The organism is Colwellia sp. MT41 (genome assembly GCF_001444365.1).
GTDB classification, from domain to species: domain Bacteria; phylum Pseudomonadota; class Gammaproteobacteria; order Enterobacterales; family Alteromonadaceae; genus Colwellia; species Colwellia marinimaniae.
In genome coordinates, this window is the sequence record NZ_CP013145.1 from 3,113,514 (window position 1) to 3,127,235 (window position 13,722).

Genomic DNA, 13,722 nt, shown 5'->3' on the forward strand with positions numbered 1-13,722 from the left:
TGACTAATGAAAAAGCTTGATAGCATCGATTTACAAGTATTAACCATACTTTATGATGATGCAGATATTACCAATAAAGAACTTGCAGCCCAAATAGGTATTGCGCCCTCAACGTGTTTAGAGCGAGTAAAGCGCTTAAAACAAAGTGGCGTTATAAAGGGGGCATTTATCGATGTTAACTTAAAAACTATTGGCGGTAATATAGAGGCCATTGCCGCTATTCGTTTGCAACCCTATTCAGAAGAAATTGTTAATAGCCTACGCGATGATTTATTAATGTACCCTGAAATATTAAATTTATACCATATGGGTGGTAGCTATGACTACTACATTCATATGTCGGTAAAAGATAGTGAGCATTTACGTCAATTTGTTTTCAAAAATATTACTTCTCGCGAAGAAGTAACAACGGTAGAAACATCACTGGTTTTTGAGCATAGCCGCAGTGGCATATTACCGAATTTTGACGAGTAACAATTGCCTATTATACCATTTTCATTAAGTTTGTGATCTTGTTGTGTGTAGGGAAAATAAATCAGGGCAAGGCGCTCGATTGACCAATAGCGGGTTATTGGGATTGAGAGCAACGCCGCCTTGGAGTATTTTAACCAGCACAAGTGGGCAATAATTTAACATGCCTATGTAGTTTACTCAGGAACTCTTTGTAAACGTCATCTTCGAAGTCTCTGATCGAAGATCCATTGCTCTTTATGCACTGGATCCCCGATTAAAACACCACGGGGATGACGATCCTGAGCCAAGTGCATAGGCAATAATTTAATGACATTGGTATTAAATGTAAATAAAAGTTAAGCCATAAAAAATCCCGCGCTATTATTTAATAACGCGGGATTTATATTATCAATGAGCGAATAGGTTAGTTTTTGAGGTCATCAAAAAAGCGTTTCACACCATCAAAAAATCCAGTTTCTTTTGGGCTATGTTTTTTACTACTATTCGCCATTTTCTCTTCTAATTGACGTAATAGATCCACTTGATCGCCGGATAAGTTAACGGGTGTTTCAAGTACCACTTTACACATTAAATCACCGGTAGAAGTGCTACGTACCGACTTAACACCTTTACCACGTAAGCGGAACATTTTACCTGTTTGTGTTTCTTTAGGTATCTTCAGCTTAACCTTACCACCTAATGTTGGTACTTCAATATCACCACCTAAGGCTGCGGTAACAAAACTAATCGGGACTTCACAATATAAGTGATTTTCATCACGAACAAATATTTCGTGATCACGGACATTAACTTGCACATATAAGTCGCCCGCAGGTGCACCATGTTCACCGGCTTCGCCTTCACCAGATAAACGAATTCTATCACCGGTATCAACACCCGGTGGAATTTTAACGGATAAAGTTTTAGTTTTCTCAACACGACCTTGACCGCGACATGAGGTACATTTTTCGCTAATAACTTTGCCCTTACCACTACAGGTAGGACACGTTTGCTGTACGGCAAATAAGCCCTGACGCATCTGTACTTGGCCGTGACCATGACAAGTGCTACAAGTTCTAGCAGAAGTGCCCCTTTTAGCACCAGAGCCATCACACGGCTCACAACTGACAAAGGTAGGTACTTTAATTTCTAAGCTTTTACCCTTAACCGCCGCTTCAAGGGTTAAATCTACATTATAACGTAAGTCTGAGCCACGTTGTTGGCGCTGACGTCCACGACCGCCGCCACCAAAAATATCACCAAAAACATCACCAAAATCTTGGGCAAAACCACCGCCGCCGCCACCACCACCGCGACCACCTTGCTCAAAAGCCGCATGGCCATATTGATCATAAGCAGCACGTTTTTGATCATCATTGAGGATCTCATAGGCCTCTTTAACTTCTTTAAAGGTTTCTTCTTTAACCTTATCACCTTGAGTCCTGTCTGGGTGATACTTCATGGCTAATTTTTTATAGGCTTTTTTGACTTCTTTCTCAGTGGCGCTTTGGCTAACCCCTAAGGTTTCATAATAATCACGTTTTGACATAAATCTGTTTCTTTACTTCAAGTTGATTGAGGCTAATTTTCTTCATTTTTCGGAATTTATCGATAAAAAAATCAAGAAAATCAGCACCAAATAAAAATTACTTTTTTCTCTACTAACACACAAAAAGCGCCGAAAAATATCGACGCTTTCATAAGACGTTATAAAGCAAAGTTAAATAAGCTTTAAGCTAGTTAGTTTCAGTACAAGGCGGAAGCACGGAGCTTGGTTTACCAAGTGAGTACTGACAACGTCGTAATGGAGCTAACTAGCGACAAGCTTTTTAACTGACTTACTTGTCGTCCTTAACCTCTTCAAATTCAGCGTCTACAACGTCGTCTGCAGGTGCAGCAGCATCCGTTGCTTGCTCAGCACCTTCAGGAGCAGCTTGTGCTTGTTGCTTAGCTTGAGTAATTTCCATTAATTTAGCTGATGCTTCCATTAACGCTTGAGTTTTGCTATCAATCGCTTCTTTGTCATCACCTTTAACCACGTCTTCAAGCTCAGTCAATGCTGTTTCAATTTTCTCTTTGTCTTCACTTGGTAACTCATCACCTGCTTCTTCAATTTGCTTGCGTGTAGAGTGAATCATGCCATCAGCTTGGTTACGTACTTGTACTAATTCTTCAAATTTAGCATCAACATCCGCGTTAGCTTCAGCATCACGCACCATTTGATCTACTTCTTCATCCGATAAACCAGAAGAGGCTTTAATAACAATTTTTTGCTCTTTACCCGTATTTTTATCTTTTGCCGTTACATGCAAAATACCATCGGCATCAATATCGAAAGTTACTTCGATTTGCGGTTGACCACGTGGTGCAGCTGGAATACCTTCAAGGTTAAATTGACCTAAAGACTTGTTCGCTGAGGCTTGCTTACGCTCACCTTGACACACATGTACCGTTACCGCTGATTGATTATCATCAGCCGTTGAGAACGTTTGTGATTGCTTAGTAGGAATAGTAGTGTTTTTATCAATAACATTGGACATTACTCCACCGGCGGTTTCAATACCTAATGATAATGGCGTAACATCTAAAAGTAATACATCGGTAACTTCACCAGAAAGAACACCCGCTTGAATCGCAGCACCACACGCTACTGCTTCATCTGGGTTAACGTCTTTACGTGGCTCTTTACCAAAGAAATCTGTAACCGCTTTTTGCACCATAGGCATGCGTGATTGACCACCCACTAAGATAACATCATCGATGTCATCTACGGTTAAGTCGGCATCTTTAAGAGCTATTCTTAATGGCTCTAAGGTTGCTTTTACCATGTCTTCAACTAACGACTCTAATTTAGCGCGCGTTACTTTGATGTTCATGTGCTTAGGACCTGAGGCATCAGCAGTGATGTAAGGTAAGTTAACATCCGTTTGTTGTGCTGAAGAAAGCTCACATTTCGCTTTTTCTGCCGCTTCTTTCAAACGTTGCATCGCTAATGGATCAGACGTTAAGTCCATGCCTTGATCTTTCTTGAATTCAGCAACAAGATAGTTGATTAAACGGTTATCGAAATCTTCACCACCTAAGTGAGTATCACCATTGGTCGCTAATACTTCAAAGGTGTGCTCGCCGTCCATTTCATCAATTTCAATAATTGAAATATCGAAAGTACCGCCACCTAAGTCGTATACGGCAATAACCTTATCGCCTTCTTGTTTGTCCATGCCATAAGCAAGAGCAGCGGCTGTCGGCTCGTTGATAATACGTTTAACATCAAGACCGGCGATACGACCCGCATCTTTAGTTGCTTGACGTTGTGAATCATTAAAATAAGCAGGAACGGTAATAACCGCTTCAGTGACTGTTTCACCAAGAAAATCTTCTGCCGTTTTTTTCATTTTCTTTAATACTTCAGCAGATACTTGTGGTGGCGCAATTTTGTTGCCTTTTACTTCAACCCAAGCATCACCGTTGTCAGCTTTAACAATGCCAAATGGCATGATTTTAATATCACGTTGAGTTTCTTCGTCTTCAAAACGACGACCAATTAAACGCTTGATAGCATATAAAGTATTTTCAGGGTTAGTCACTGATTGACGTTTAGCAGGTTGACCTACTAAAATTTCACCTTCAGCTGTATAACCAATGATTGAAGGGGTGGTACGATCGCCTTCAGAATTTTCAATAACACGTACACTGTCGCCGTCTAAAACTGCAACACATGAGTTAGTTGTTCCTAGGTCAATACCGATTATTTTGCCCATCTTGGGAGCTCCTATTCATTAGTCTTTATCTAAAAAAGATAAAGTAATATTAATTAAATTGTTTGTTGAATAGTAAGTGGGGTCAGCAAAATGTTTTTCAACTATTCCTAATAAATAAAACAATAAATATTATTTTTTCTTTATATAACAACATAAAAAAACCAGACATTTGTCTGGCTTTTTTAACTACAATCTACCTTATTCGACTAACGCAGTAGCATTCAACTTCAAGCTGTATGGCTCAATTAAAAGGTAAATGCACGGAGCTGACGTTAGTCAGTGAGTACACTTGCTATATAAATTGAGTTTTACAGCAACAAGAAGAACCCGCTACTAAGCAGTAGTGTCTACGCTAGGTGCTGCTTTAGAGACCATCACCATAGCAGGACGGATTAAACGACCATTTAACTCATAGCCCTTTTGCATTACGGCAATAACTGTGTTTGGTGCTACATCCGGCGCTTCTTGCATAGACATAGCTTGATGAAGTTCCGGGTTAAAAGGTTGGTCTTGTGGATCAACGGCAATAACGCCAAATTTTTCTAGTGACGAAATTAAACCTTGCAGGGTTAATTCAACACCTTCGATAATATCTTTGTTACTTTCATCTTCTCTATCGATACTTTGTAAAGCACGTTCTAAATTATCAACGCTTGCTAACATCTCACCAGCAAATTTTTCTAAGGCGAATTTACGCGCTTTCTCAACATCTTGAGCAGCACGGCGGCGAATATTATCCACTTCTGCTTTCGCACGAATAACCGAATCTTTTTGATCAGCAACGGTAGATTCTGCTGTAGCGACCGCCAACTCTAGCTCGTTAATTTTCTCTTGCTCTTCACTGAGCACTTCATGAGCATGTTCATGTTGCTCTTCTACCTGCTCTTCGGCTTCTTTTACAATGTCATCTGCTAATTGCTCAGCGCTAATATCTTGCTCAGGGCTGCTTACTTGCTCATCGTTAGTTGGTGTTGACTTTGTTGTCATGGAAAAACCTCAATTTTATAACTATTGGTGACATTATGGGGGCTGTAAAAAAGGATTCAAGCGTGATTTAAGACATTTTATAAAAAAGTGAACTTTACAAGTGGATAAAATCCAGCGAAACTGCTCCTATACCTAGCAAACTAAGTAAATTATCGTTATGGCTCAACTCTATACAACTATTGGCCTTATTGGCAAACCAAATCATGATGGCGCAAGTGCCACAATAAAAACTTTGCATGACTATTTATTAGCGAATAACTATCAAGTGCTTGTTGAGCATTCGGTGGCACAATCACTCGATATAAAAAACATGACAACGGGTAAACTGACTGACATTGGCGAGCAAGCTGATCTGGCAATTGTTATCGGTGGTGATGGTTATATGCTTGGCGCAGCACGGGTACTGGCTTGTTATGACATTGGTGTTATTGGCGTGAACCGCGGTAATTTAGGCTTTCTAACCGATCTTTCACCGAATGAACTTATCGAACCTTTAGCACAAATATTAGCGGGTAAGTCTCGCAGTGAACAACGCTTTATCATTGAAGCTGAAGTGTATCGCCATGGAAAACTGAAAAGCTCTAATAGTGCCGTTAATGAAGCGGTACTTCATGCCGGGAAAGTTGCTAGCATGATCGAATTTGAAGTCTATATTGATGACGTTTTTATGTTTAGTCAGCGCTCTGACGGCCTCATTGTTTCAACACCTACCGGCTCAACCGCTTATTCTATGTCTGCTGGTGGACCGATTTTAACGCCTAATTTAAATGCACTGTCACTGGTGCCTATGTTTCCTCATACCCTAACAAGTCGCCCTATTGTTGTCGATGGTAATAGTGAAATCAAATTGATACTTGCCAATGATAACCATGAAAATTTACAAGTAAGTTGCGATGGCCATGTCATTTTATCGGTAATGCCCGGCGATGAAGTTATTATTAAAAAGAGTGAATGCAGTATTCGTTTAATTCACCCCCTTGATCACAACTATTTTAACGTTTTACGAAATAAATTAAGCTGGGGTAATAAGCTATATTAATCAGCATCATGCACTGGTAGAAAAGAATAACCTTATCAAAAAACAAGCAAACAGTTACAAATAAGCTTGAATAAAAACCAATAACTGTATAAATTAACAGGTACTGGTTTTTTATTCATGCTTATTAAGGTTAACTATGCTGCTGCAACTTAACATTCAAAATTTTGCCATTGTCCGTTCATTAGAAATTGATTGGCAAGCGGGTATGACGACAATTACCGGTGAAACGGGTGCGGGTAAATCAATTGCCATTGGTGCGCTGGGTTTATGTCTAGGCGACAGAGCAACAACAAATATTGTTAGGCCAAATTGCAAAAAAGCTGATTTAGCGGCAACGTTTGATATAAAGAAAAATAAAATGGCAAAAGCCTGGTTAAAAGTGCATGAGCTGGTGTCAGAACATGACAGTGAGTGCATACTTCGTCGTGTTATATCGGCTGAAGGGCGGTCAAGGTCTTATATTAATGGTAGCCAAGTACCGTTAGTTCAGTTAAAAGAGATTGGGCAACTATTAATTAATATCCATGGTCAACACGATCATCAACTCATTGTTAAAGCTAGCCAACAGTGCCGCTTACTCGATAATTATGCTAATCATCCAACACTACTTAGTGAAGTAAAACATTATTCACAGCAATGGCATAAACTCAATAAAGAATTAGAATCACTGCAACAAAGTAAACAGCAGCGGGAAGCTGAGCAGCAACTCATTCAATATCAAGTGACTGAACTCGATGAGTTCTCTTTACAGCCCGATGAGTTTACAACCTTAGAGCAAGACTATAAAAGACACAGTAATGCCCAAGACTTACTTGATACAACCCTAAGCTCATTACAACTGCTCTCTGAAAATGATAATTTTAATATTTTGGACGCGTTAAGAGAATGCAGTGAAAACATCAACTCAATAGCGCGGGTTGATAAGCAATTAAACGATGTCGCCACGATACTAAGCAATACCCTCATTCAATTAGATGAAGCAAATAACGATTTAACACACTATTACCAACAATTAGAATTAGATCCGCAAAGTTACGCCATCATCGAGGAACGATACTCCACGGCTTTGCAATTAGCCAAGAAACATCAACTTTCACCAGAAAATTTAGTTACTTTTCATAGCGAATTAAAACAACAACTGGCATCAATATCTGGTGATGAGACGCGAATTAATACTATTATTGAAGAGTTAGAACAGACTAAGCAGCATTATTATGACAGCGCAGAGGTATTATCAAGTTCAAGAATAAAATCAGCTAAAAGTCTCAGTAAGCGCATCAGCAAAAGCATGCAAGAATTGAATATGCCCCATGGACAATTCTATATTGCTATCGAAAGCAATAAGCAAGCTGGCAGTGGTAAAGAAGTCATCAATAGCAATGGCGCTGATATTATCAGTTTTAAAGTCAGTATTAACCCAGGTCAAGTACTTGAGGCTATGCACAAAGTTGCTTCAGGGGGAGAATTGTCACGTATCAGCCTAGCCATGCAGGTGATTTTAGCCGATAAAGTTATTACCCCAACACTCATATTTGATGAAGTAGATGTTGGTATTAGCGGGCCGACCGCCGCTATGGTCGGTAAAAAACTACAACAACTCTCTAAAAACACCCAAGTAATTTGTGTTACCCACTTGCCACAGGTTGCCTGTAAAGGCCACCAACAACTTTTTGTTAGTAAAATAACCGATGGTGAGTTGACAGAAACTCGGGTAAGTGAACTAAGTAAAGAAAATCGGGTCAAAGAAATTGCCCGTTTGTTAGCGGGTGATAAAATATCTCAGCACAGTTTAGCAAATGCGCAAGAGCTATTAGCAGGCTAATAGCTCTTGCATACTATCGACATAGCAACCATTGAACCCTACTAACAACTATTTTCTAGTAACCAGCAAGAAATCTAGCTAGTGTTTTTTTAACGGATGTAATAAATAGCTTTGCATCCATGCTGGGCTTGGGTATTATCCCTGCTCACACTTTTAGCCTGTTTTTTTTGAGCTACTTAAAGGTAAATAAATTTTATGTATTTTCGTGTTGCCATTATTATCACAGCCCTCACGTTATCTTCCTGCTCTAGTTGGGTATATCGCTATGATGTTCCACAAGGAAATTACCTTGAACAAAAGAGTATTGATAAATTACAAGTCGATATGACTAAGGAACAAGTTAGATTTATTCTAGGTAGCCCAGTTGTCGTTGACGCGTTCGATAATGATACCTGGAGCTATATCTACAAGTTAAAGTCGGGCCGTGGTAAAAAATTCGATGTCAGAAAACAGTTTATCATTAAATTTTCCGACGACAAGTTAGTTTCTGCCTCTGGAGATTTTAAACTTTCTGATAAGTTTAATACCCCGTTCAATGCTCCTGCTGAAGAAGAATCAGACACTAATAACAAGTTCAGTGCTAAACAAGGTGACGTTGTCACTGAGGGTAAGCAAGATGAAGATAAGCTGGGTGAAAACAAAGCAGCAATTAAAAATTAATAGCACTTTAGTTAACTGGCTTTAACTTGATGGTTGAACCCATTTTCTTAATTTTTTCTTTATTTAGCTTATTTAGCAATGAATAAAGCTTATAAAAAAACGGCCTTTATGCCGTTTTTTATTGCCTTAAGCTATGCCTGAACATAGCCAGAAATTGAGTCACTAGGTCTTTGCCTTAACTCGTAGTGGGTTAACCCGACCACCGGTTGTTTTATCTGCTCGACCTTCTCGCTTGGCTTTTTCTGCCCGACGTTTCCTTACGTCTTTAGGGTCAGCAAGAAGGGGACGATACACTTCAATTCTATCGAGATCATTGATAAAATCTGCTAGTTTTACCGCCCTATTCCACACCCCTACTTTATTAACCTTTAAATCTATTTCAGGGAATAAATCAATTATTCCTGACTCGATAATGGCTTGTTCTACTGTAGTTCCCTTGGCAAGTACTAAAGTTAATATTTTTTGCTTGTGCGGAACACCATAAACAACTTCAATGCTGACTTTATCCACGACTATTGCGTCATTAATATGTTTTAACGCCGTACTATCAACGGTCATAATTAACCATTAACTCCGTATATTTCTTTGGCTCGTTGCGTAAACACTTGTACCAAGCTGTTACTAAAATGGCTAAAAACTTTACCAAAGGCTAATGAAACGAGTTTATTTGAAAACTCATATTCTAACTCTAAGCTTATTTTGCAAGCGTCATCAGACAAGGGCGTTAGTAACCAATAGCCTTCAAGACTTTTAAAGGGTCCATCAACCAGAGATAGCTTTATTTTTTCATTAGAGATCATAGTATTTTTAGTAGTGAACCATTTACTTAAACCGCCCTTGGAGACAAGTAAGGCTGCAGTTACCGTGTTATCATCTTGAGAAATAATTTTACTGTCATTACAATCCGGTAAAAAAGTAGGGTAAGCGACAATATCATTTATTAACTGATACATTTGTTCAACACTGTGCATAACTAACGCACTACGACTTATGGTTGGCATTCTCTCTTCACCTTTTTCACCTATTGCTCACAAAATAATGGCACCATCATAACAAAACACAGCTAAAACCGCATTAATCTAGTCATTTTTCTAAAAAACACTAATTTGCCATGTAAAAAAGCCTTTATGTCGGTATAATCACCGCGCTTGCTGCTTGTTATGGCAACGAAAAATGGAACAAAAAATGGCTAAAAAGAAATCTAAAAATAAATCCAATAGCAATACCATCGCTTTGAATAAAAAGGCTAGGCACAACTATAGCCTAACCGATAAGTTTGAAGCGGGTATGAGTTTGCAAGGTTGGGAAGTTAAAAGCATAAGAAGTGGTAAAGTTAACATTTCTGATTGTTACGTCCATATAAAAAATCGAGAAGCCTATTTACTAGGTGCAGAAATAATGCCCCTTAATGCGGCCTCTAGTCATGTTGTATGTGATCCGAACCGCGATAGAAAATTATTACTTAATCAACGAGAACTAGATAAACTTATTGGTGCTGTTGAACGTGACGGTTATTCTTTGATTGCCACCGCCATGTATTGGAAGCAATGTTGGGTAAAACTAGAGTTCTATTTAGGTAAAGGTAAGAAAGATCACGATAAACGTGCTGATATTAAAGACCGAGAGTGGGCTGTTGATAAAGGTCGTTTAATGAAAAACAAAAACTTGGATCGTTAACTTGTTCGACAAGTGGTTAAAAAATACCACGTTGTCTATTTAAGTTAAGCGCTGTATACTGTGTTTATAGGCATTTCGAGCCTAGACTTAGAAAAGAAATAGAAAACTGTAAACCTTTGGGGCGGATCTAGGATTCGACAAGATTCACGAAACCCAAGGTGCATGTCCAGGGGCGGTTGGCCTGGTAAAAAGCCGTAAAACTATAATTGCTAACGACGAAACGTTCGCACTAGCCGCTTAGGCTAGCCATCACCTCGAAATCTCACCTATTGGTTAGAGGATTGATGGTCACCCCAAATAGGTTAGCGAGGGAAGTTTGCTTGAGACTGAACCGCGAAATAGTATCGAGCTCACCATGACGAAGCCTGTCGCTTGGCGTCCAATTGGTTAAATAAATGAGCGACTAAACATGTAGTACCGAGGATGTAGGCTTTTTGGACGGGGGTTCGATTCCCCCCCGCTCCACCAAATAAAGACCTTTTTAATCCATTAGTTATACCTAGTAACTTTTAGATTTGGCCATAGACAAGTCATTGTTTATGATAAGAAAAACCGCTTAATTGCGGTTTTTTTATGTCTGTCATTTATTCTACGCTACATCAGTATCTTTTTGGCTCTGTTGTAGAACACTGTTGTCACCCATAGGCAGCGATTAATATTTCCTGTTTATTAAGCTTTGCATTACTTTCCCTAAACCAAGCAAGGTAATTCGATAAATACTTTGTGGCTACTCCTTTCATTTTCCCGTTAACCCAACCCTTAAAGTGGGCTATTGCACCGTTCACGGTCTGGATATGGTAAACCTTATCTATGACTCTCTCCTTACCATTTATTAGTCGCTTATGGTCACAATTTTTTTGCTTGGCTATCGTCACATATGACCATGAGCCATCACTGCATAATACCGAGTTCTCAGTAATGTTAGGAGCTAAATTAGCGGCTATTTCTGCCGTTGTATCAGCCGATAATATCGGATTAATCATATGGTTACTGCGATCAATAGATAAAAGTACTGTGACCTGTCCTTCTCTAGTTCTTTTATCAATATTACCACCCCGTTTTCTGGGTTTAGTTTGCTTTGTTAATGTGTTCGAGCCTTTTTCTGAGTAGGCAAGGAAAAACTCATCAACTTCAATAATGCCAGATAATTTATCGTGATTTTTTCCTGATTGAGCACTCAAAAAACGGTGACGCCATAGAAAGGCTGTTCTAAGGTTAATATGACAAATATTAGCGGCTTCTCTTAAGGTTAATTTCAGCACCATACAACGTGCATATTCTTCCCATAAATAACTTTTACGTAGTTTCGCCAGTGGTGTACTCGTCTTATTATTAAAGGTTTTTAAGCAACCTTTACAACGATACCTTTGTATTGAACCAGACTTCCCCCATTTTTTTAAATGGATAGAATGGCAGTGTGGGCATTGAGATAGCGCATCGAAAAGTGGCTGAATTAACTCATCCGTACTAATTTCAGTGTCTAATGCTTGAATTGACTGGTGAACTACCTCTCTTTGCGCCGGTGTCATAGAGAAAAGTGCTTTCGTGATTAGATTAAGCTTACTTACAAATGATTTAGTCTTCATTGCTAGTACCTTCAATCAGTTAAGTCTTATTTATAAGTATAGACAACAATTAGCTACAACAGAGCCATCTTTTTATGAGTACCCATTTAGTACCTCCTAATTATGACAATAGCAAAGGAGTTGCGAAAAATGAAAAAAATACTTATTCTATTTTTATTCTCATACCAAGTTTCATCTCAAGAAAACAAATTAAATGAAGCATATTATGTAAATTCACATTGCACTGGAAAAATTGAATTTGTCTTACCGGTTAACACCAGACACCCACTCAAAATAATTAATACATAAGTTCAATAAATCATCGCTTCTTATTTACATTGGGCCGAATTTCACTTTGATTTTTATGGTGTCGAAGAGGGTATGCAAACAAATGCACAAAAACAGAGTTTTCATCCAATTTAAGGCACGACTAGCCTTAAGTGAGTAATTGATCCCGATGAGTTATATGGATTATTAAGCAAGCAACTTTTGGCAAATTGACACCGTAGCGCGTTTCTTTAAGGGTTAACACCAGACACCCACTCAAAATAATTAATACATAAGATCAATAAATCATCGTTTCTGATTTACATTGGGCCGAATTTTACTTTGATTATTATGATGACGAATAGAATATTAATAACAATGCACAAAAACAGAGAATTCATCAAATTAAAGGCACAACTAGCCTTAAGTGAGTAATTTATCCCGATGAGTTATATGGATTATTAAGCAAGTAACTTTTGGCAAATTGACATCGTTGCTCGTTTTTTTAAGTGCTGATGTTCACAAAAATCCGTGAGCGCTTGCGCTCTACCCACTGCGCCATGAAAACATTGTCTAAACTGGGTGGTTAATACTAACCAGTTTTCGTGACTTATGCCTAAGCGGGTTAATATTTCAGGTTGGGCTTTGTCTATATAACCGCGTTTATCGGCTCGAATACAACGGCCAGTTAAATCAACCAATTGTATATAGTCACTTAATTCAAACGGTAAACCTGTTGGCATGTTCTTTCTTGGGTTACCGATAAAGGGCAGTAGTTGTTGGGCTTGTTGCCCTTTAATCGCCGCTTTTATCCGTCGTTGAATACTGGTGTAGTTTGATGTTTCGGGGGTTTTAGCACTCTTAGCTCTAATTGGGTTTAAATCAACATAAGCCATGCAGGCTATTAACGCTGCTTCATCAAGCAAGGCTTGAGATTTAAAACGTCCTTCCCAAAACCTGCCGGTACACCCATCTTCAAAATTGGCTTGTTTAGCGATAGTTTCATTTAAAATACGCATAAACCAACTGATATCCATCAAGCGCTGACGATAAACCTTGGCAGTTTCGTTTACAACCTGTTGTAGCGTGTCAATAAGTGGCTCACCGCGTAAATATTGCTGGGTTAGCAATGTCCCTTTAAATAACTGATGCCAACGGCTAATCACTTCATGCATTGACCATGACTTCGCTTGTTGCTCATCAATAAATAATACCAAATGGGTATGATTACTCATGACCGCATAAGCACAGACATCAATCGCAAACACCTCACTTAATACCTGTAGTTTATCGGCGACCCAACCACGTCTATGCTCATAACTTTGCCCGGTGTGCTTATCTTCACCACACAGATATGCCCGCCGAACACAACGAGATACACAATGATAATAAGGCGTGTCAACTAAGCTTATTTGTTGTTTTCTTGCCGTGGCCATAATAACTCTCAATGGAGATTTATTGATTATTATTTAAGCATAGTAGAGTCACTCA

General features: G+C 38.9%; 12 protein-coding genes and 1 other RNA gene. 6 read left to right on the top strand and 7 right to left on the bottom strand.

Features of this window, described 5'->3' with window-relative positions; all coding sequences use genetic code 11:
• The first annotated feature begins 6 nt into the window (after positions 1-6).
• Positions 7-474 (top strand): Lrp/AsnC family transcriptional regulator, encoded by a 468-nt coding sequence (locus CMT41_RS13295; RefSeq protein WP_057181777.1) that lies wholly within the window; start codon positions 7-9, stop codon positions 472-474.
• A 403-nt stretch (positions 475-877) separates the two neighbouring features.
• Here the strand turns inward: CMT41_RS13295 and dnaJ are convergent, their stop codons facing one another.
• The 3 genes from dnaJ to grpE all read right to left on the bottom strand — a co-directional run bounded on the left by dnaJ (position 878) and on the right by grpE (position 5,201).
• On the bottom strand, positions 878-2,002 hold the full coding sequence (gene dnaJ, locus CMT41_RS13300; protein ID WP_057181778.1) for a molecular chaperone DnaJ: 1,125 nt from the start codon (positions 2,000-2,002) through the stop codon (positions 878-880).
• Between the two features lie 289 nt (positions 2,003-2,291).
• The gene (gene dnaK, locus CMT41_RS13305) at positions 2,292-4,214 is read right to left on the bottom strand and encodes a molecular chaperone DnaK (RefSeq protein WP_058027533.1); all 1,923 of its coding nucleotides are present in this window, start codon (positions 4,212-4,214) and stop codon (positions 2,292-2,294) included.
• Between the two features lie 333 nt (positions 4,215-4,547).
• Complete coding sequence (grpE, locus tag CMT41_RS13310) at positions 4,548-5,201, bottom strand: nucleotide exchange factor GrpE (RefSeq protein WP_058027534.1); 654 nt, start codon at positions 5,199-5,201, stop codon at positions 4,548-4,550.
• Between the two features lie 157 nt (positions 5,202-5,358).
• Between grpE and nadK the strand changes: the two genes are divergently transcribed.
• From nadK to CMT41_RS13325, 3 genes are all read left to right on the top strand, one after another.
• The gene (gene nadK / locus CMT41_RS13315; protein WP_057181781.1) at positions 5,359-6,240 is read left to right on the top strand and encodes an NAD(+) kinase; all 882 of its coding nucleotides are present in this window, start codon (positions 5,359-5,361) and stop codon (positions 6,238-6,240) included.
• A gap of 136 nt (positions 6,241-6,376) precedes the next feature.
• Entirely contained in the window at positions 6,377-8,062 is a 1,686-nt protein-coding gene (recN, locus tag CMT41_RS13320; RefSeq protein ID WP_058027535.1) for a DNA repair protein RecN, read from the top strand.
• A gap of 195 nt (positions 8,063-8,257) precedes the next feature.
• Positions 8,258-8,722, top strand: coding sequence for an outer membrane protein assembly factor BamE (locus CMT41_RS13325; RefSeq protein WP_058027536.1), 465 nt, complete (start codon positions 8,258-8,260; stop codon positions 8,720-8,722).
• A gap of 162 nt (positions 8,723-8,884) precedes the next feature.
• Here CMT41_RS13325 and CMT41_RS13330 read toward each other — a convergent pair whose 3' ends face one another.
• On the bottom strand, positions 8,885-9,280 hold the full coding sequence (locus tag CMT41_RS13330) for an RnfH family protein (RefSeq protein WP_058027537.1): 396 nt from the start codon (positions 9,278-9,280) through the stop codon (positions 8,885-8,887).
• Between the two features lie 2 nt (positions 9,281-9,282).
• Complete coding sequence (locus CMT41_RS13335) at positions 9,283-9,723, bottom strand: type II toxin-antitoxin system RatA family toxin (RefSeq protein WP_057181785.1); 441 nt, start codon at positions 9,721-9,723, stop codon at positions 9,283-9,285.
• Between the two features lie 184 nt (positions 9,724-9,907).
• Between CMT41_RS13335 and smpB the strand changes: the two genes are divergently transcribed.
• Both smpB and ssrA read left to right on the top strand, forming a co-directional pair.
• Positions 9,908-10,399 (top strand): SsrA-binding protein SmpB, encoded by a 492-nt coding sequence (gene smpB / locus CMT41_RS13340; RefSeq protein ID WP_057181831.1) that lies wholly within the window; start codon positions 9,908-9,910, stop codon positions 10,397-10,399.
• A gap of 118 nt (positions 10,400-10,517) precedes the next feature.
• Positions 10,518-10,867: a transfer-messenger RNA gene (gene ssrA, locus CMT41_RS18775) on the top strand.
• Between the two features lie 167 nt (positions 10,868-11,034).
• Here the strand turns inward: ssrA and CMT41_RS13345 are convergent.
• Both CMT41_RS13345 and CMT41_RS13350 read right to left on the bottom strand, forming a co-directional pair.
• Complete coding sequence (locus CMT41_RS13345; RefSeq protein WP_057183692.1) at positions 11,035-11,985, bottom strand: IS1595 family transposase; 951 nt, start codon at positions 11,983-11,985, stop codon at positions 11,035-11,037.
• Positions 11,986-12,692: 707 nt separating this feature from the next.
• Positions 12,693-13,667, bottom strand: coding sequence for a transposase (locus CMT41_RS13350; RefSeq protein ID WP_058027538.1), 975 nt, complete (start codon positions 13,665-13,667; stop codon positions 12,693-12,695).
• Positions 13,668-13,722: the final 55 nt, after the last annotated feature.